19 protein-coding genes are annotated in these 19,305 nt (G+C 59.1%); 11 read left to right on the top strand and 8 right to left on the bottom strand.

Annotated elements, in window-relative coordinates:
- Nucleotides 1-244: 244 nt before the first annotated feature.
- Together VGG64_05025 and VGG64_05030 are read left to right on the top strand one after the other, a co-directional pair.
- On the top strand, nucleotides 245-586 hold the full coding sequence (locus tag VGG64_05025; protein ID HEY1598940.1) for a hypothetical protein: 342 nt from the start codon (nucleotides 245-247) through the stop codon (nucleotides 584-586).
- A 290-nt stretch (nucleotides 587-876) separates the two neighbouring features.
- The gene (locus VGG64_05030) at nucleotides 877-1,140 is read left to right on the top strand and encodes a PilZ domain-containing protein (GenBank protein ID HEY1598941.1); all 264 of its coding nucleotides are present in this window, start codon (nucleotides 877-879) and stop codon (nucleotides 1,138-1,140) included.
- A gap of 640 nt (nucleotides 1,141-1,780) precedes the next feature.
- Here the strand turns inward: VGG64_05030 and VGG64_05035 are convergent.
- Nucleotides 1,781-2,977, bottom strand: a complete 1,197-nt coding sequence (locus VGG64_05035; GenBank protein ID HEY1598942.1) for a glycosyltransferase family 2 protein — start codon at nucleotides 2,975-2,977, stop codon at nucleotides 1,781-1,783.
- A gap of 180 nt (nucleotides 2,978-3,157) precedes the next feature.
- Here VGG64_05035 and VGG64_05040 point away from each other — a divergent pair, with 180 nt between their 5' ends.
- Nucleotides 3,158-3,943, top strand: a complete 786-nt coding sequence (locus VGG64_05040; GenBank protein ID HEY1598943.1) for a lytic transglycosylase domain-containing protein — start codon at nucleotides 3,158-3,160, stop codon at nucleotides 3,941-3,943.
- Nucleotides 3,944-4,799: 856 nt separating this feature from the next.
- Here VGG64_05040 and VGG64_05045 read toward each other — a convergent pair.
- Nucleotides 4,800-5,468: a hypothetical protein gene (locus tag VGG64_05045; GenBank protein HEY1598944.1), complete on the bottom strand. Its 669-nt coding sequence runs from the start codon at nucleotides 5,466-5,468 to the stop codon at nucleotides 4,800-4,802.
- A gap of 761 nt (nucleotides 5,469-6,229) precedes the next feature.
- Nucleotides 6,230-7,966 carry a hypothetical protein gene (locus tag VGG64_05050; protein ID HEY1598945.1) on the bottom strand — a complete coding sequence of 579 codons (1,737 nt, stop codon included), beginning with the start codon at nucleotides 7,964-7,966 and terminating at the stop codon, nucleotides 6,230-6,232.
- A gap of 375 nt (nucleotides 7,967-8,341) precedes the next feature.
- Between VGG64_05050 and VGG64_05055 the strand changes: the two genes are divergently transcribed.
- The 6 genes from VGG64_05055 (at nucleotide 8,342) to VGG64_05080 (ending at nucleotide 14,154) form a co-directional block, all read left to right on the top strand.
- Nucleotides 8,342-8,557 carry a hypothetical protein gene (locus VGG64_05055; protein HEY1598946.1) on the top strand — a complete coding sequence of 72 codons (216 nt, stop codon included), beginning with the start codon at nucleotides 8,342-8,344 and terminating at the stop codon, nucleotides 8,555-8,557.
- A gap of 415 nt (nucleotides 8,558-8,972) precedes the next feature.
- Nucleotides 8,973-10,265 carry a PLP-dependent transferase gene (locus VGG64_05060; protein HEY1598947.1) on the top strand — a complete coding sequence of 431 codons (1,293 nt, stop codon included), beginning with the start codon at nucleotides 8,973-8,975 and terminating at the stop codon, nucleotides 10,263-10,265.
- Nucleotides 10,266-10,315: 50 nt separating this feature from the next.
- A complete protein-coding gene (locus tag VGG64_05065; GenBank protein HEY1598948.1) occupies nucleotides 10,316-10,996 on the top strand; it encodes a TIGR04282 family arsenosugar biosynthesis glycosyltransferase in 681 nt (226 codons plus the stop codon).
- On the top strand, nucleotides 10,993-12,348 hold the full coding sequence (locus VGG64_05070; protein ID HEY1598949.1) for a hypothetical protein: 1,356 nt from the start codon (nucleotides 10,993-10,995) through the stop codon (nucleotides 12,346-12,348). Before VGG64_05065 ends, VGG64_05070 begins: the two co-directional genes overlap by 4 nt.
- 1 nt (nucleotide 12,349) lies before the next feature.
- Nucleotides 12,350-13,408, top strand: a complete 1,059-nt coding sequence (locus VGG64_05075; protein HEY1598950.1) for a radical SAM protein — start codon at nucleotides 12,350-12,352, stop codon at nucleotides 13,406-13,408.
- The gene (locus tag VGG64_05080; protein ID HEY1598951.1) at nucleotides 13,312-14,154 is read left to right on the top strand and encodes a glycosyltransferase family 2 protein; all 843 of its coding nucleotides are present in this window, start codon (nucleotides 13,312-13,314) and stop codon (nucleotides 14,152-14,154) included. The genes VGG64_05075 and VGG64_05080 overlap by 97 nt, the downstream gene beginning before the upstream one ends.
- A 7-nt stretch (nucleotides 14,155-14,161) precedes the next feature.
- Here VGG64_05080 and VGG64_05085 read toward each other — a convergent pair whose 3' ends face one another.
- On the bottom strand, nucleotides 14,162-14,824 hold the full coding sequence (locus tag VGG64_05085; protein ID HEY1598952.1) for a hypothetical protein: 663 nt from the start codon (nucleotides 14,822-14,824) through the stop codon (nucleotides 14,162-14,164).
- Nucleotides 14,825-14,999: 175 nt separating this feature from the next.
- Nucleotides 15,000-15,953, bottom strand: coding sequence for a nucleoside phosphorylase (locus VGG64_05090; GenBank protein HEY1598953.1), 954 nt, complete (start codon nucleotides 15,951-15,953; stop codon nucleotides 15,000-15,002).
- Nucleotides 15,954-16,495: 542 nt separating this feature from the next.
- Between VGG64_05090 and VGG64_05095 the strand changes: the two genes are divergently transcribed.
- A complete protein-coding gene (locus tag VGG64_05095) occupies nucleotides 16,496-16,831 on the top strand; it encodes a hypothetical protein (GenBank protein ID HEY1598954.1) in 336 nt (111 codons plus the stop codon).
- Nucleotides 16,832-16,907: 76 nt separating this feature from the next.
- Here VGG64_05095 and VGG64_05100 read toward each other — a convergent pair whose 3' ends face one another.
- Nucleotides 16,908-17,099 carry a hypothetical protein gene (locus VGG64_05100; protein HEY1598955.1) on the bottom strand — a complete coding sequence of 64 codons (192 nt, stop codon included), beginning with the start codon at nucleotides 17,097-17,099 and terminating at the stop codon, nucleotides 16,908-16,910.
- A gap of 343 nt (nucleotides 17,100-17,442) precedes the next feature.
- Nucleotides 17,443-17,688, bottom strand: coding sequence for a hypothetical protein (locus VGG64_05105; GenBank protein HEY1598956.1), 246 nt, complete (start codon nucleotides 17,686-17,688; stop codon nucleotides 17,443-17,445).
- Between the two features lie 503 nt (nucleotides 17,689-18,191).
- On the opposite strand from VGG64_05105, the gene VGG64_05110 reads away from it, so the two are divergent.
- A complete protein-coding gene (locus tag VGG64_05110) occupies nucleotides 18,192-18,353 on the top strand; it encodes a hypothetical protein (GenBank protein ID HEY1598957.1) in 162 nt (53 codons plus the stop codon).
- Between the two features lie 333 nt (nucleotides 18,354-18,686).
- On the opposite strand, the gene VGG64_05115 is transcribed toward VGG64_05110, so the two are convergent.
- Nucleotides 18,687-19,049: a hypothetical protein gene (locus VGG64_05115; protein ID HEY1598958.1), complete on the bottom strand. Its 363-nt coding sequence runs from the start codon at nucleotides 19,047-19,049 to the stop codon at nucleotides 18,687-18,689.
- Between the last annotated feature and the right edge of the window lie 256 nt (nucleotides 19,050-19,305).

The following is a 19,305-nucleotide window of genomic DNA, read 5'->3' on the forward strand; positions in this document are numbered from 1 at the left end:
ACGGTGACGCCAACGATCCATCGTTTGCGCCGAACATGCTACTGGCGGGATCAACAGCGCTCATCTTAGACTTGTAGCTACACTTGCTTTCTACTCCCCGCACCTTTTAATCGAATATTAGCTTTTCCGCCGATTGGCAAGAGCTTTCTGCTGCGGTGCACCAATTTGCGTGTTTCCGGCCGCTGACGTAGATGCATGTTGTGTGCGGGCTTGCGGGTCGCCTAATCGAGCTGGAGACGGCCAAATGACAATGCTTCAGCGCAGTTTCTGGCAAGCGGGTGTGGTCTGCGCAGCTCTCGCCTTTGTCGCTGCCGCCCATGCCGAGGCCAAATACAACCCCTATACGGGGCAGTGGGAGGATGTGTCGCCGAATGCCGTTCCGCGATTAAATCCAGCGACCGGGACATGGGAATTGGCCGCGCCGGATGCAGTGCCCAGGCTCAATCCGTACACGGGCTCGTATGAGTTGGTGCCGCCAAACTCGGTTTCACGATACAACCCGTATAACAAGCAGTGGGAACTGGCTCCCCCTGGAGCGAAGTTAGAGCTCAACCCGCAGACAAATGCGTGGCACTACGTCCGTTAGGTTTCTGGCATCCTTTTCGCAAGGGCGGTTCGGCTCCTTTGGCCGTTCGGCTAGCAATTCGACGCACGTCATGATTGCCCACACTGACGCAGAGGTTTTCGGCACTGGGAATGGTGTCTAGTGCGGCCCCAAGTGGCGATGTCATCGCGCTTAGCGTTGCAGGCTGGTGGTGCGAACTTTCGTGCAGCTGTCGGGCTGGGGCGCGACGCCCTGAGAGCTCCACGTCTCCCGGTTGTAATTCATTAAGCCTTTGCTTGCATAACTCGGTGCTGACGCGTGGGAGGGAACGGATGCCTCTCCGGCCGCAGGACAACCGAAAAGCTCTCCGACGCCCGGTACGCCGCGCGGCAGAAGTCCTCTTATGCGAGCAAGCATCGACTGTTCGCTGCGTGATCTGGGACATCTCGAATGGTGGTGCACGGCTGGCGGTCGCGCATCCACTGACGGATTTGCCGACTCGATTCACCCTCTTGCTCTCGCGGGACGGCCGCGTACAGCGCAGCTGCGAGATCGTTTGGATCGACAAGCGCTTTGTCGGTGTCAAATTCGTGTAGGGGTGCGTGATCCCAACGACGCGACTTACACCACTCGTGTGCGCTGGCATTCTGCTCGCTGACTACACATTCAATGCCAGCCAGGGCTTAAACACTCTCGTGGAGCGGATCACTGAATGTCCGCGCTGGATCGACGATACGATTTCGAGCCTCGCCCATTAGGTAAGGAGTAGTCAAAGCGCGTCGAGGAGCCAAGTGTAGCGGTCTCGGATTATCCGCCACGGCTCAAGCAAACTAAATTCAAACACCAGATTTAGGGTTGACGTATAGTTCGCACAGTTGAAATGCACGGTCAGATTATTGGAATCGCTCGCATTGATGTAGGTCGTGTATGTCGCCCCTAGCAGAGAACCACCAGCGGTGACCAAATCCCTATATATTGCCGTTGAGAAAGCCTGACGAGTTGAGCGTGAAGGTACCGTTCAGGGTGCCGCCATCGTAAAGGGCGATATTTGGTGAGACGTTTCACGTGATCGTGCTCACGCTTGGGTCAAAAGGAGCGCCGTGGCGACGAGCCCAACGCTGAAAAGTGGCTTCGGCTTCATCGCATGCGCTGTTTCCTGGGGAATTCAATTCTGACCAGGGCGGCGACGACAGCCACCCGAGGTGCCACGAAGAGTGCTTTGACGGTGGCCGCATCTTACTCAGATTTTGATCGGTCTGTCCGGACCCATTCTCCCTTCGAGAATTTACGGTACAAGCCAAGTTTTCCAACAATGTACGGCACCATCAAGAAAATCGAACGAATTGGTAGGATCTCGCGCCCGCAGCTTTGCCAAGCAATTGCAACAGCGAGCAATAATCCAACTATGGTCACGGTGGTGATGCTCAGGGGAAGGGACGAATAGCCGAGAATCCCAAAGAGTACAGTAGCGGCGAAGACCCCGCCAACGAGGGTGGCGAGTAACGACAGCGGAGGAACCGACAAGTCGAGCGTGAGCGCGAGGAGATTGCAGTCGCGATGAACTATCGCTTTAAATAACAGCTTGGGGAGCATCGTCGCAATCGTGTGGAGATGGCCACGTTCCCAGCGTTCGCGTTGGCTGCTGGCGGCACGGGCGGATGATGCGAATTGGCTCGTCACCAGAGCGGATGGGCAAAATATTGGGGGGTGACCGCTACTCGTGAGATCCAGACCAAGCTTGAGATCTTCAACGATCGAGCCGCTGGCAAGATCCGCTGTGCGGATTACGTCCCATGGGAATGCCATGCCCGTACCCATCAGCTGGCAGGGAAGGCCCAAAGCCTTGAGTCCAGACGGACGTAGTAAGTTTTTCACGCGCCAGGCAAATTGAGCGACCCGATGATTGATCTGCGCGTCGGCGGGCGACGACATTAGGTAGAGCGCCTGCACCGGGCGGTGCGTTGCGGCACAAACTCTGGCCAACTCATCGACGGCGCCATCTGCGATCCTGCAGTCGGCGTCTGCCATGATAACGATGTCCGGCGGATCCGAATTGAGATGCAGCAGGCCGAAGTCCAACGCATAGCCCTTGCCCCGGTGGGAGGGATCGTGGCGCTCGATGACTTCGGCGCCCTGCGTTCGGGCGATATCGGCGGTGTCATCCGTGCAATTGTCGGCAACGACGAGCAATATGCCGCCGGGATGAAGTTGCGGCTTCATATCCTCCAGGGTTGGCAGGAGACCTTTGCTCTCGTCGTGCGCCGGGATCAGTACGGCGATGCGATCGTGATGGCCCAGCTGATCGGTGGAGAGCGGCCGTTTGGAATTCCACGAGCCCGTCACCGCTGCGATCACCTCAACGAGGAACACGAAGACGGGAACAGCCATCAGCACAGCCATAACAGTAAGAACGACAGAGCTGAGGGCGACCATCGGGCATTCTCTAAAATAAGCGAAATACTAGCCGCCGATTCGACATCGTTAACAGGGATTGGTGAGGTAATATGACCTGGTCGGTGTACCGATTCTACCGTTACCGTTACGGTGTTGATATCGCGATATGCCGTGGATATCCATAACAAATGCCTTTAGGTCACATGGAACTCAGATTCGATGACCGCCAAACAGAAAATGAGCAAAGTGCGGGTTGCCGTTGGACTTTTATTGCTCCTGCCATCTCCGCTGTTAGCCCAAGCGCAGAAGGCCGGCGCCGCGTCCCAGAGCGTGCATTCGGCGCTTTGTCCGTTGGTCGAGGCGGCGGCCCGCGCCAACGCTTTACCAGTCAATTTCTTTGCGCGGCTGATTTGGGCAGAAAGCCGCTTCCGGCCTGACACCGTCGGCCCTTTAACAAGCCGTGGTGAACGCGCCGAAGGGATTGCGCAATTTATGCCCTACACGGCACTTGAGCAACACGTGGACGAGCCCTTCGATGCGGGCCGAGCGCTGCAAGCGTCAGGAAAATTTCTCGCTTCGTTGCGGCAGGAATTCGGCAATCTCGGGCTCGCTGCGGCTGCGTATAATGCTGGTCCGCAGCGGGTGCGCGACTTCGTTACCGGCGTTCGTGGTCTGCCGAAGGAGACTCGGAACTATGTGCAGACGATCACAGGGCGTTCGGTTGAGGACTGGAAAGGCGTCCGATCAGACGACGCAACGGTGGCGTCACCCGCGACGCAGGCACCGATAACTTGTGATGATATTGTCGCTGCTCTTGAACGTGACTCAGAGGAGAGTGCTTCTACCGCAGCAGAACAGCGTCGGGTGCCGAGCTGGTGCGGGGGCTTGCGCCACCCGGATATCAAGATTTGCGGACCGGTTCATCTCGGAAAGTCGGGGAAACTGCCGAACAGTCGTGTAAACCCCAACGGCCACTTGCCTAAGCTCAAGGCGTCGCTTCGCTGAGCCGGCCGGAAAATCGCGTCCGCGGCCGCCTCAGCGATCGGTGCCTGAGCCGGACCAGAGCATCGGATGAGGCATCGACAATCAGCGCGGAAGCTGTGCGAAGACAAAGCAAGACTCGCGATCAAACCTGTGCCCACCCCCAATACGATTAGTTCTCATGGTCACCCGACATCGTGTCCCGTATTCGTTACCTCTCCGTTGCCACCTGTCTCGACGGCCCCTTACTAATACGAGTGTTTTGTTGGAGCTCGTCCGGGCCCATTTCGTCGGCTTGCCCGGACCTTTGCGGGTTGATCGCGGCCGCGCCACGCGGACCTATCCCCTTTTGGTTCTCAATGCTTGTTCGGAAGAGCTTCGCCTGAATGGACAGCCTTCCTCAGGAGCATTCCGGGCGACCTGTCACGCCGCCCTCATCGGTAAACCGAAAATTAATGTTTCTCCTCAACCATAACGTGAATTACTCGGGGTTGCCCGATGGCTGATAAGTCAGAGCTTCGCAGGCATCCGCGCAAGCATTATGGTCGCCCTGCCTGGATCGACGTTGGCGATGGTTCGCCGCGTCTTTGCGTGGTTTACGACCTATCCGAGACTGGCGTAGGAATAAGGTTGGCGACTGACGAGACGGCTCCAGCACAGTTTACGCTTTTGTTCACGCGAACTGGCCGACCCAGCAGACGGTGTCGCGTTCTTTGGCAGGATGGGCACCGGATCGGTTGCGAATTTGTGGATCGGGTGCTCCTAAACAAACGAAAACTGTTCGCGTAAGAACCATCCCGGGCTCCCCTGCTCGGGTTCCAAACTCATCGGTTCGATTACATCGCTTATGTCCGCGCATATCCCACGAACGCGGACAGGGCTATTCGCCCGGTTTTGCCGGCTGCAATTCAGCGCTTTCGTGCTCGGCTTTGTCGGCCACGCATTCGTAATCCGCGCAATTCCAAAACCGGCAGAAGTGATAGCTGACCTTGGTGCCGGGTGCGCCATCGCCTGTCGCGTCAACCTGAAAGCAGTATTTTGTGATGTGAAGCAGTGTTCTTTCAAAGACGTCGTGGTAGTGAGCGGTGCCGAAGACGTACAGGGCTGTTTGCCCTTTTGCGACCTTTTGGATCGTATCGTTCGGAATCAAAAGATCCGAGTTTAGGCTGATGGGCAGCGTTACCGTGGTGTGGGGGCCAACCACAAGGCTAATTGAATTTCCGGTGGGGAAGGCGACTTCCGGATCCTTTGGCCCCGTCGGATCTCCGGTAGACTGAACACCGGCAAGAAGTTCGAGAGAGCGAGTTGCTGTGGGGCCGCTGTTTTCAACGACGGGAGCGAAGGTCCAGCCCATAAGCTGTTTGGGGTCCGAAGGACTATAGGCGGCCTGAACCGCCAGCTTGGTCACGGAAACAAAGGCGCGATGAGTAGAAATGTAGGACTCGTGGGCGAATTGGGCGGTCTCCTGGGTAGAGAAAGCCGCATAGAGGCTGGCGGCGACGATGACGCCGATGGAAATTGTGAAGATGAGGTTTGCCTTGCTGGCCATCGAATTCCCTTCCCGTAAATCGGAGGTTTTCGCAAGGATTGCGTTTGCGAATGCGGCGGCCCTTGCTCGCCCGTTCAAGGGGTGGGCCCCCCTCTCGGCACCCGGGTTTGCCGCACATGCCGCACATCTGTTGCGGCCCGCGTCGCAGCCCCACCAGCCCCGCTGGCACTTCATTTTTCGAATAATCGAAAAGCTGGCAAAGCACCGCGAAAAATAGCGGAGGTTTTCGAAAACTCCGCAATGACGGGGCTTTTGCACCCGTCCCGTTTTGTCTTCCTGGCGTCAGGCCGCTCATGCCCTAACCGTTACCCTGACGGCAGACATTAGGTTTGGCAGTGGAGTGCCCAATTGGCGACATGGCGAACTAGACTGAGGTCGGTAAAGGCGCCGAGGGTACCCGCCCGGCTAGGAGAAGAGTGGACTGTGCTGCCCATCTCAAGTCAATGCAGGCGTTCCCGATCCGAAGTTGAAGGGCACGCCTTGTCGAGTTAGGCAATGTCCCGATGCCCATGTCGGTTGCCGAATTTCGGAAATTCCTAGCCGGCGAAACTGAGAAGTGGGGCAAGCTAATCCGGGCCGCCTAACAAGCCGAGTAAGGCCAGTTCACTTCGGCCAACTTGGTGCCCGTTGGGCGACCTGCAAGCGGCACCTTGCGAATTGAGTCGAGGAGCGACCGATTCCACACACGGGCGATTCCGGATATTCGTTCCCCACCCAAACGGGATTGCGTTTTGTGCTCGTCGCGGTCAACCCTATCGTGTCTAAGCGCCTGAACTATGGTTCACCTCGACGCTGCCGACGATCGACTGAATTCCGGCGGCATTATCTGCGGCTGTAGTCAAATAAGAAACGATGGAAGATTGCAAAGAAGCAAGATCGGCCTCGGATTGAATAAACGCAAGAAAGGCCTGCCCGATAGTCAATCCGTCGAAGCCGGCTAAAGTGATTGGCGTAGGCAGGTGGCCCAATCCCGTCTGAAAAAGTTCTTTGATGATGCTTTCGCCCTCGCCCCCGGCGATAATGGGCAAACTCGACAGTGATTGATACGTATTCCCTCCCTCGACAATGGAGCTCTCAATTCCACCCTCATAGTACATCCCTCCCTGGGCGACCAGGTCGACACCGACAGGAAGGTATAGACGAGCAAATGACGAGTCTGAAACGAACGCATTCGAGAACTGCGCCTCTGTCAGTCCCGTTGATACGATACTCGACAAGGTCGCCGCCGTCGGAAAATGATCGAACGCAAGCTGAAACGCCTGAAGGACTGGATACACATTTGTCTGCGCCTCAGGACTATCCACCACTGCTGAAACGACTGCCGAAATGCCGTTCGCCGAATCGACCGACAGCTGTGACGTCAGCTCTGCGTCTGTCGGGGCACGTTGCAGAACCGCGCCATAGATTTCAACGATTTGTTCGGCGATTGCGGGAGAGTCGATGCCGCCCGTGCTGCTGCCTACAAAGCCATACTGAACGGCGCCGACGTTGTAGAAGCCATAGATGTCTCCCGCATCGTTAACCCCAAGGATATCCGTTTGGGTTGCACCAGGCACATCGACCGTGGCGACCGAGCCAAGAATGTCGACAAAGCCGTGAACGTTGCCGCCATCGTCGATGGAATAACCAACGACCTCACCCGCCGCATTAATGCCTGTGACGGCAGTTGCGGTCGCTCCGGTGATGTTGATCGTCGAAATAACACCATTGGCGTCCACGAATCCGTGCGAAGTCTGGGTGCTGTCGTAATACGTTCCAGCGAGGTCGCCGGCGGCGCTGATGCCGACCACGTATGTGTCGGTCGACCCGGTGGGATCGATAGTGGTGAAGATGCCGTTTAGGTCGGTAAATCCATGGGCTTGGTCGGAACTGTCGAGGATCGTTCCTGCGGCCTCGCCGCTGGGCGTCACGCCTGTGACCGTCGTGCTGGCGGCGCCAGGAGCGGCGATCTGGGTAAAAACGCCGCCATTGTCGAGAAAACCGTACGAGCCGCCAAACAGATCGACATAGCCGCCGAAAATCTCACCATTAGTCACGCCGAAGACGGTGGTCTCCTGTGCCAGTGGCGCGTTGACGGTGGTGAATATCCCGTTGTTGTAAACGAAGCCAACTTGTTGGTTCTGGAAGCTGGTGTAATTGCCAAAAATCTCGCCCGATGCTGTAATACCGCCGATATTGGTGTTGCTTGAATCTGGCGGATCGAAGATGACCGGTGTCCCGCTGTTCGCGGTAAAGCCGTGAAAATCATCGTTACTGTCGCCATAATTGCCGACCGCGAGACCCGCAGCATCTACACCACTGACCGAAATATAGACGTACGTGCCTGCGGGGCCCGGAAGATTAATCTTGCCGAAATTGTACCCGGACATCTGCCAATCTCCTGTTCGCGAAATTGCCGCGTCACTGCTCCACGGGCTGAATGGAATGCTGAATTGCCAATCGGCCCAACGCAGCTGTCTTCCATTTGTCAAAGGTCCCTTTTCAAAGGTTCGGATCATTACAAAGGTTTAAGCTGAGCCCGTGGCCGGTTACGCCGGCCTGGCATTCCATGGCCAGCTTTGATCGTTTGACCAAGACCGGCCTGATGAGTCGAAGTACTTAACGGCGCCCGACGGGGAAGCCGTCCGCAGCTTTGCTCAAGCAACGGGCCAATACACCGCAGCAATCGGGTGGGCGGCGTCGGCATGCCGGCCACGTCGCTCGTCATCGGCCGAAGCTGCCAGCGCTAATCAGTCGTCGCCGCTGCGGCCCAGCAACGTGAATGCTGGGCGACGGAAGTTCCGCGGCTGCAGTGCAGCAGGTGCGGAAGCGGCGGCGTCATGGCCCGCCCCCCGAGGCGGGGAGCGAATCGGCCGCTCGTCGGTTGCGCGCTTATGCCCGAGCGACGTCGCTTTCCGCCACCATGGACCATAGAGGAGCGGCCGGCGTGCTTCATTGTGAAGGACGCCAGCGGCCAGGAGTTGGCTCTTGTTTATTACGAGGAAGAGTCGGGCCGGCGAACGGCGGCGAAGCTGATGACCTACGACGAGGCGCGGCGCATCGCGGCCAACATCGCCAAGCTGCCGAACATGCTGCACCGACAGCCTTAAACGGGCCGCACCGTTGCGATCAGTACTGTCGCAAGGGTCGGAAAGGCGGACAGCAAGAATAAAACAACGAGGCAAACCGCAAGCGATGCCAGCATCGCCGAGCTGTCGTTTCGCGCTCGCGCCTTTGCGTGGCGCCCGCGTGCTGCGAGTGCATCCAAGTCTGTTGGCATCGATTCCCCGCCCTCTGCAAGAGGGCGGCACGTAACTGCTTCCTGCTGGCAAGTCGACAATTGGTTTCGGCTTCAACGTTGGAACTCTTGATAGCTACAGTAGGTGGTAGCGTGCCGAATGGTTCCGCAGTCGGCGTCGGAAAATTGGAGGCGTTGATTGGCCTTGCACGAGAGCCGGGCCGCTCATCTTGCCGAAACGGCAAAAACATGCACCCTGTGACGCTTCTCAATCACAGGGGGTCGACATGCCGACGGAAAGCCAGCACGCTGCCACAGTTGCGCTCCACGCAGGGTATCGCTCGGATAGCGCTACTACGGCGGTAACAGTGCCGATCTACCAAACAACGTCCTATCAGTTCAATTCGACCGAGCACGCCGCGAATCTGTTTGCGCTGAAAGAGCTCGGCAACATCTACACGCGCATTATGAATCCGACGCAGGCCGTACTCGAGGAACGGGTCGCGGCGCTGGAGGGCGGCGTTGCGGCGCTTGCCGTGGCGTCGGGGCAGGCGGCATCGCTGTTTGCCGTGCAGAACATCTGTCACGCGGGCGACAATTTCGTTTGTTCGACCGACATCTACGGCGGCACCTGGAACTTATTCCAGAACACGATGTCGACGATGGGCATCACCTGTCGCTTCGTCGATCCGTCTGACCCCGAGAATTTCCGCCGTGCGACCGACGACCGGACCCGGTGCTATTACGGCGAAACACTGCCCAATCCGAAGCTCGCGGTGTTTCCGATCGCCGAGGTGGCACAGATCGGGCGGCCGCTCGGCGTGCCGCTCATCATGGACAATACCGCGACGCCGATTCTGTGCAAGCCGATCAAGCACGGCGCCGCTATCGTCATGCATTCGACAACAAAATATATCGGCGGCCACGGCACGTCGATCGGCGGAGTGATCGTCGATAGCGGCAATTTCGACTGGGAAAAGCACGCGGCGCGCTTCCCGATGCTCAACATGCCCGATCCGAGCTATCACGGGGCGGTGTGGACGCAGGCCGTCAAGCCACTCGGTCCGATAGCCTACATCATCAAGGCGCGCGTGACATTGCTTCGCGACATCGGCGCGGCTATGAGCCCATTCAATGCTTTTATGTTTATCCAGGGCCTCGAAACGGTTGCACTGCGGATGCGGGAGCATTGTACCAATGCAGCTGCGGTCGCCAAGCACTTGGCGAGCCATGCCAAGATTACGAAAGTCATCTTTCCGGGTGCCATGACCGGCGAACGGCGTCGGCGCGCCGACGCATACCTTGAGGGAGGCTACGGCGGTCTAGTCGGCTTCGAACTCAGCGGCGGCAAGGACGCAGGCCGCCGTTTCATCGATAACCTAAAAATGTTTTATCACGTCGCTAATATTGGCGACACTCGTTCGCTTGCGATCCACCCTGCCACGACGACGCACTCACAACTGACGCCGGAAGAACAGGTGAAGACGGGTGTCACGGACGGCTACGTGCGGCTGTCGATAGGCATCGAGCATATCGACGACATCGTCGCCGATCTCGATCAGGCGCTCGAAGCAGCATAGAAATCAATCCTTGCGGTGAGCCATTGGGCGCGACGGCGGCAGTCGGCATTGTGTGCAAGGCGCCGCAATCCGGCGCAACCAAGTCCCGCTTGGCGGCCAGCATCGGAGCGGATGCGGCCGCTCAGCTGTCGAGTTGCTTTCTCCGCGACGTTGCGGCCGCCATCGAGGCCGTTCCCGAAAGTATGGGGCGGGTCGGTTACGGCGTTTACGCTCCGGCCGGAGCCGAGGTCATATTGGGGCGGCTGTTCCCGGCGTCATTCGGTCTTGTTCTGCAAGCCGACACCGATTTAGGCAACGTACTGTTCGGCGCGACGGCGGAACTCCTCAACACACCGCACGACTGTGTCATTCTCGTCAATGGGGATAGTCCGACGCTGCCGACACGGCTTCTCATTCAAGCCATCGAAACGCTGCGCAGGCCAGGAGACCGCATGGTGCTCGGCCCGGCCGCTGATGGCGGCTATTATCTGATCGGACTTAAGCGCCCGCATCGCGCGGTTTTTGCTGACATTTCTTGGGGCACGGCCAGCGTAGCCCGCACCACCCTGCAGCGCGCGCAGGGGATGGCGCTGGAGAGCGCGTTGCTGCCGGAATGGTATGATGTTGACGACGCGGAATCGTACGGGTGCCTGCGCGACGAATTGGCCGGACGGCCGAGCCGCTTCCAGGGCGGTGGTCCGGCCGCTGCGACGCGGGCGTTCCTAGCAACGCCGCCGGAGACCATTCGGTGAGTTCAACGCAATCCGTCGTGTCGGGGAGTCCACCGCCTGCGCGCCTGTCAAGCAGCGCTGGGTTGACTAAACTTATTGCAGTTGGCGCGCTGATCGCCGTCTTGGTGGCCGCAGCGCCCTTTGCACAGCGCGCCGGCGGCGACTATGCGTTCGTGGCCGTCGTCCTGTTAACCGGCGCGTTCACTTATGCCGCAACCGCGGTTGCCGACCATGCAGAGGGCCGGAAGGCTCTCGTGTTTATCCTCAGTCTCGCGGTCGTACTGCGCGTTTATGCATTATCGTTCCATCCATTCCTATCGACCGACATCTACCGTTATGTCTGGGACGGCACTGTGCAGGGCGCCGGCATCAATCCTTACCGCTACGTTCCGGATAATCCCGCGCTCGCGCAGCTTCGCGACTCAGCGATTTTTCCGAACATTAACCGCGCCAACTATGCGGTGACCGTCTATCCGCCTGTTGCCGAATTTTTCTTTCTCGCAGCGACCCGCTTCGGGGCGAACACCGTCGTCATGCGCCTCGCCATGCTCAGCTGCGAGGTGGTCAGCTTGGTTATGATGCTGTCGGTGCTGCGCCGGATGCGTCAGCCGCTGACGCGCATCGTCGCCTATGCGTGGCATCCGCTGCCGATCTGGGAAATCGGCAACGGCGGCCATGTCGACGCGCTGATGATGGCTCTGACACTGGTCGGGCTTTGGGCCGCCATGATGGGGCGGGCGCGAAGCGGCGCGCTTGCGGTCGTGTTGGCAAGTCTGGCAAAGCCGCTCGCTGCGCCGGCACTGGCGGTCATCTGGCGGCCGTGGGACTGGAAAATTCCCGTGATCGTGATTGCAGCGGTGGCGCTCTGTTATCTGCCGTACCTGTCCGTCGGTTGGGGCGTCCTCGGCTTTTTGCCGCACGGCTATCTGAAGGAGGAGGGGCTTCTCTCCGGTGGCGGTTTTTGGCTGCTATCGCTATGGCGTCTGGCGTTTGGAGCCAGCCGTTACGACCTGCCGTGCTACTTGATCGTGGCGGTCGCGTTGCTGCTGTTTCTGGCATTGCGCGCGGCACTTCGCGCAACGCCAACTGCGGCAACGATGCTCGCCGATGCCAATAATCTGTTCCTGTCCGCATTGCTGCTGTTATCGCCGGAATACCCGTGGTATTACCTGATCATAGTTCCGTTCGCTGCGCTTTTGGGAAGCGCACCTAGTTGGGCAATGTCGATTGGAGCCTTGCTGCTCACCGCTGCGACGACGTCGGATGCCCAGACGACGCTGATCGTCAAATCCGCGCTGTTTGGGAGCGTGCTGTTGTGTTGGGCGTTGGCGGCGCGGTCCGGACGGCTGAAGCGACCGTTGATGGCGCAATGACATGAACTCGTCCGCTGTTGTCCATCCCCGCCGTTATCACGAGGCCGTGCCGGACGCGCGCACCGACGAGGCCCCGCAGCCGCCAGTCTGCCTTTATCTGGAAGTGACCAACCGCTGCAATCTCTTGTGTACGACCTGTCCGCGCACCTACGAGGAGCTCGAACCGCCCGCCGACCTTAGCTGGGAGTTGTTCACGCGTCTCGTCGGCCAGGTGCCGGACCTTTCCCGCGCCGTGCTACATGGCGTCGGCGAGCCGATGTTGGTGAAGTCATTGCCGCGCATGGTGGGATATCTCAAAGCGCGCGGCGTCTATGTGTTGTTCAACACCAATGGCACCGTGCTCAATGCGCGCAACGGCCGCGCCTTGATCGACGCCGGACTCGACGAATTGCGCGTGTCGCTCGATGCGTCCAACCGCGAGTCATTCAAGACGATCCGGGGCGCCGACTATTTCAACCGGATTTTGCGCAACGTGCATGTATTTCGCGAGCTTCAAGAGCGCGAGGGGATCGAGCGGCCGCAGGTGTCGCTGTGGCTGACCGGCTTGAAAGAGACGATTGCCGAGCTCCCGGCCTTTGTGCAAGTCGCGGCCGACCTCGGCGTCAAGGAAATATATCTGCAACGGCTGGTGTATTTTGATCGTGCGGCGGTCGGATACGCCCGGCCGGATCAGGCGCTGTTCGAACGCGTGACGCGCGATGAAGCAATTTACTTGAAGGAAGCCGAGACCCTGGCCCGCTCGCTCGGGATTGCTTTTAATGCGTCGGGCGCGGCTTCCGAGCCCGGTCTCAGCCTGCAAAAGGCCGACGATGACTCGCCCTGGTCGCTGTGCCGGCGGCCGTGGTCGCTGATGTACATCACAGCCAATGGCCGCGCGCTGCCATGCTGCATCGCGCCATTCGCGATGCACGGCTACGAAAACTACACGCTGGGCGACGCGACCAAACAGAGCCTGATGGAGATATGGAACGGACCCGCCTACCGCACGTTTCGCGGCGCGCTGCTATCCAATCAGCCGCCCGCTACGTGCGCAAATTGCGGCCTGTGCTGGAGTCTGTGAGGCAGGTTTTGCCAGGTCTTCGAGCAACGCGGTCACCGCCGACGGTAGTCGCCGCCATCATCCCCTGCCTCGACGAGGAAGACGCGATCGGCCCCGTGGTTTCGTCCGTGCTGGCGCAGGGCGTCGCGGACGTGATCGTGGTCGACGGGGCATCCAAGGACCGGACGGCCGAGCGCGCAACAGCGGCCGGTGCGCGGGTGGTTGTCGAACAACGGCGCGGCTACGGGCGTGCCATTCAGACCGGCATTGCGGCATTGCGCGAGGACACCGACATCATCGTGTTTCTCGACGGCGACGGAAGCGATCCCGCGGAGTATATCCCGGCCTTGATCGCGCCGATCGCGGCAGGCGAGGTGGTGTTTGTGCTTGGGTCGCGCATTCGCGGCGTGCGCGAGCCTAAGAGTCTTGCGCCGCAACAGGTCGCCGCAGGGGTCATGGGCGCTCTGCTCATCCGCACTATCTACGGCGCACGCTTCAGCGACCTCTCGCCATTTCGCGCCATACGACGGGATGCGCTCACCAGACTCGGCATGCGCGAAGCGACCTATGGCTGGAACCTGGAAATGCTGATGCGTGTGGCTGCCGCCGGCTTGCCGGTTCAGGAAATTGCGGTCGGGCAGCGTCGCCGCATCGGCGGAGTGTCAAAGGTTTCAGGAAATCTCCGGGCTGGGCTCAAGGCCGCAGCGGTGCTCGTGATCACGTTCTGTCGCCTTGCACTCAGCCTGCACCGCGAGCGGCGGAGGTAAGCGAAGCTCAGCCAACGATCCGCTGCACGTAGCCAATCAAGCCCTTACCGGCACGCGCGGCGCGCGCGTCTCGCCGCAACAGGGCATCGAGGCCAAGCCTCCGGCCGGCGGCGTCAATGACAAAAACAAACATGAGCAGAGCGAGGAACATGTAGGTCCACGGCCACTCGGCGGGTTCGCCGGGTCTGTAGATACCGAGCCAGAGCTGCAAGACGAACAGAATGGCGAGAACGCCGACCCCGCGAACTGCAAATCCAAGCATCATGGAGACGGCGAATGTCAGCTCAGCCATGTAGACGAGCGGTCCAAGCAGATCCAGGTTCGGTAGCACGACATTCTTGATCAACTCCTGATGCAGCGTGAAGGCGGCGCGCGTCGCTTCTTGTGTCGTCCAGTAGCGAAGTCCTTCGGACGCGGGCAGCGGCAGCTTCCATAACGAACCTTGAAACCACATGCAGCCGATCAGCACGCGGACGAAAGCCATGCCAAGCACCCGGCCGCTGCGTTGCTCCGGATCTTGCCGCCAATTCTTGATGGCGATCGCGATGCTGGCGATCAGCAGTACCCAGAACAGCGCCAGCAGCAGAAAACGCCAAGGCCCGATCGCCAGATAATCGACTGTGTTCGCGGTGAGGAATTGCCAGATGTCGTTGACCGGATTGTGCGGCACGGTCGAGCATCCTCGCAATGGTCGCGTAAACAGCGGACGACGCTATATCGTTTCCGATATGCCGGCAACTCGAACAGACTGCCGGCACGCAACCTCACAGGGATGTCGGGCTCAGCCGGAGAATCCGCCGTGCGAAACGCCTGCCCGGCGGCGCGAGGCAGCGTGCCACCACAGCTCACTTGTGCGGTCCTGGTAGCGAGGGGCTTGCCGGATACAGAGCTCTGCCGAGCGCGGCGAGCAATGCCAAGGCATCGGCGGTGCCATCCGCCTCGCCTTTTTCGAAGTCGCGCTCGGTAACGCCCATCCGATTGGTCACATGGGCAAGGCAAAGCACCGCTGCGTTTCGCATACGCGCGAATGTGTAGAGGGCAGCTGCCTCCATCTCGACGGCCAGGATACCTCTCGCTCGCGCCGCCTCCACGGCTGCGACAGTTTCGCGGAACGGAGCATCGGTCGTCCAGCTCGGTCCGGCATAGACGCGCAAGCCACTACGGGCGACAGCTCTGACAGCCGCCTCGACAATACGCGGATCCGCCGCAGCGAAGCTTTCGGCCGGCGCGTAATGGTAACTGGTGCCTTCATCGCGGAGCGCGCGGTCGATAATGACGAAATAAGGCGGGTCACCCGCAGCAACGATCTGCCCAGCCGAAGTCAGACTGATGAGAAGTCTGCATCCGCATGCAAAGAGCTCTTCTGCGACCAAGACGGCGAACGGCGCTCCCACGGCGCAGCCCACAATGCCGGCAGGTTTCTCGGCCAGCGCAAATTCGAAAAGTTCGGTATGATAACAGGGCCAAATAGCGGAAACCTTCGCCTGCCCGGACTGTCTGAGGCGGCGAACGATGTCGCCGTCGGGATCGAGGACACAAAGCGGCGGTACATCGGCAACGGGCAGGGCCTTCTGCCGGCGCGCTTCACGCAGCAGCGCCGCCGGCTCAAAGACCGATCGTGCACCCGTGTTCTTGTCCTCGAGAATAGGGGCGGATGCCATATAAGCTCCTGACGGCAATCGCGGCCGCATATGGGCATGCTTAATAGACAAAGCTACTGGCAAAACGTTTACCAGACCAAGGGTGAGTGTAGCGTCAGCTGGGTCCAGGAGACGCCAGCGATTTCGCTCGAACGCCATCGGCCTCGCGGCTTCCAACTTCGTTGCGACGAACTTCGTTGCGACGAACTACGTGGGCGTGACAACGGTTTTGAGCGACACCCCGAGTTTGACGTTTCTCGGGATCTCGCCTGACAACATCCACTTCATCTAAATAGGCGTCGACCAGGGCGACGGGAAGCGGCGAGGCATCACGGCGTAGAGGTTTTGTGCCCCTCGCGCCGTTCGCGCCCTTGCCTCGCGATCTACATGCCAATGCCGTAATATCTAACGCGCTGGTTCAAAAAATCGTTAGTCGTCGGCGCAGGCCAACGTCCTCTGTAAACCAGCACCCAACATTGACCCGTGATTTGCCGACCGATCAATGGCTTGGCGAACCGATCGGCGCACAAAACCCACGCCGAATGACACCGCAGCGCGGCATGTGCAGCGAGGTACCGACTTGGGAGAGATGTTAGCAACCGTTTACCTAACAACACGGTTTTTCGTGACGAGTGATCCGATAATGACAATGTTGTTCTTTAAATGAAGCTGCCTTTTTGTAGAAGCCTAAGGTGAAGCCCATGAGAAAGCTCCTTTTTCCAGCCATCGCAGCCGCGTTCGCTGCGACGACATTAATAACTACGGCCGTAGCGGACCCGCTTTGGAGCTGGGGAGACGACGAGTGGGGTTATGACGGTTGGAGTTATCGCGACTGGGCCTACCGCCCTTCGGGCCATAGTGGATGGGGCTACCACGGTCGGGAATATAGTCGCTGGGGGTCGGGCGCGGTCATCGCACCTTACGCTTACTACCCGGCCGCCCGTTACCACTACGTCAACTACGGTTATAATCTATATGCCGCGTACCCGGTCTATTACGGATACCACTTTGGCTTTTGGGGTGCCTGCGGTTGCTAATGCGAGATGATCTACGAGATACCACGGCGGCGGCGACCATCGGCAATCGATAAACCGCGAGCGAACGCTTCATCGGTTACCGCCGGATTGCGTGCGGGCCGCTAGGGCCCTGTTTTCTCACATGCTCCTCTTTGGCGGAAACCGTGATGGCAGCTGCGCGCATGCCCTGGCTCGCGCCGATAGCGATGACCAGCGTGACGATCGGACCGGGCACGATGAGCAGCACGGCCGTCATGATCAGAATAGCGGCGAACAAGTCCCAATTCATCGCTTAGCTCCCCTCGCGCCTCGAAAACCGTCAAGTTTTTACACTGATATGCCAGCGATGCGAGCTTCGGCGTGACGCGAGTTTGCCGGCTCGGTGGTTCTGCACGTAAATCAAGTCGCGCGGTTTGGCAGCGGCCGCGGGGTTTCTGAAGCTATTGGGCCGTAGGGACGGTTGGTGGCGGCGGCGCTCCGCCGTATCTTGATCGGGGTCGGATTTGGAGGACGGAATGCGGAAGAGCATTGGGGAGAAGAAGCCGTGCAAGAATTGTGAGGGGAGAGGCACTCTCAAGAAGGGTGACAAAATCGTGCGATGCCAGAGGTGCGGCGGGACTGGCATCAAACCTTCATAATTCGTCCAAGTTCTTCGGTACTTCGCCGAAGGATTGCAGAATCGTAGCGTCGTCGAAAGTGCCCATGCCTGGGTCGCCGCTGCGCTTGAACGCGAGCGCGCCAGCGTTGGCCGGGTCTCGCCAGAGCGCCTCGGCTCGCCGGATCGCGGCGCGTTCGTTGGGCATCTCTTGTGCTTGGCCTGCCGCTACGCCGTCTTCGGTCCTCACAAATGGCACAGCGACATAGTATGTGACGGCCATTACTGTCCCCTACAAGGCCTCGCTGCAGTATGGATACAATTTGCGTTATCCGTTGAGACGCGCGTCGATAATGCTCTTTGCCTCAATAACAATGTTGTCTTTAGAGCTTTTCTCAAGCATCGAAGGGCTTTCGAGCAACGGCGTTGGCGACCCCGGCGCGTAGATAGCCGCCCTCCAGCCCTTTCCGACCGGACCAACCTCAAGGCGATATCCTCTATAATCAATACGCTGTGACATTTCTGATGCGCCGATTTGGCGTCCCTTCGCTCATGCCTTTTTATTCTTAGCCCGGTGCCAGCGATTTTCGACTGCCAACACACGCATAGCACACACGGTGGCTCGCAGAGTACAAATCGCGACGTATTCGAGATGAAGCGAACTTTGGGCAGCTGTTTCGTGGATATTCGGCGGCCGAGGAGGAGTGGCTTTGCTTTCGCCAGGTTGCGATCCCGTCTTAAATCCTCGGGCAATACGAGCGTCACGGCAGTCGGAGTAATCGAGAGATGGACAGCACTTCGAAGCGCAAGCCTACCAAGCGAGGTCACAGCAAGATCTCGCGCGAGCGCCAAGAGGACGCGCTTGATGACGCGCTGAAGAATACCTTCCGCGCATCCGATCCGGTTTCAATCGCGCAGCCCGCCCCAGTCGATGCGGATGGCGAATAAACCTCGGCGGCGCGTCGATTGCTGATTGACAGGCTTTACGCCTGGTGTGAGCCGCGTCCGCGACGAAGGCCGTATGTGGGCGCACTTCCGGTGGGCGCTTTGCTAAAAGTGACCCCGATTGTATTGCCGCGGTGCCATATTGTGCGGGCCCAATAGTCATCCGAGGGTTCGCCGCGCCGAGAAATGCTGAGGAAAAACTCGGCCGGGAGGGCGGATTGTCACTTCAAGCCGAGCTTTACGCCAGTGCCGGAGATATTCAGGATGAGACATCGCAGCCGGTACTTGCCGGCGTAACCAATGCGTCCCTCCAAGGGGCGCGGTTGGCGCGGTGATTTACGCGGTTCTGGATTCGTCATTGCGAAAGCCTATTGAATTTCCGGTGGGAAAGGCGACTTCCGGATCCTTTGGCCCTGTCGGCTCTCCGGTAGACTGAACACCAGCAAGAAGTTCGAGAGAGCGAGTTGCTGTGGGGCCGCTGTTTTCAACGATGGGAGCGAAGGTCCAGCCCAGAAGCTGTTTAGGGTCCGAAGGACTATAGGCGGCCTGTACCGCTAGCTTGGTCACGGAAACAAAGGCGCGGTGAGTAGAAATATAGGCAAATTGGGCGGTCTCCTGGGTAGAGAAAGCCGCATAGAGGCTGGCGGCGACGATGACGCCATTGGAGATTGTGAAGATAAGGTTTGCCTTGCCGGTCATTGAGTCCCGTTCCCTTAAATCGCAATTTTTCGTAAGGATTGAGTTTGCGAATAAAGCGGCCCTCGCTCGCGCACTCAAGGGCTAAGCAGCCGTCGAGGCGTCCGATTTAACCGCACAAGCCTCACATGCCGCACGCGTGTCGCAGCCCCACTTGGCGATGTCGTTTTTCGAATAATCGAAAAGCGGGCAAGGCGTTGCGAAAAATAACGGAGGTTTCCGAAAACCACGCAATGACAGGGCTTTTGGGTCCATTCCG

The sequence above is a fragment of the Pirellulales bacterium genome (assembly GCA_036490175.1).
Lineage (GTDB): Bacteria > Planctomycetota > Planctomycetia > Pirellulales > JACPPG01 > JACPPG01.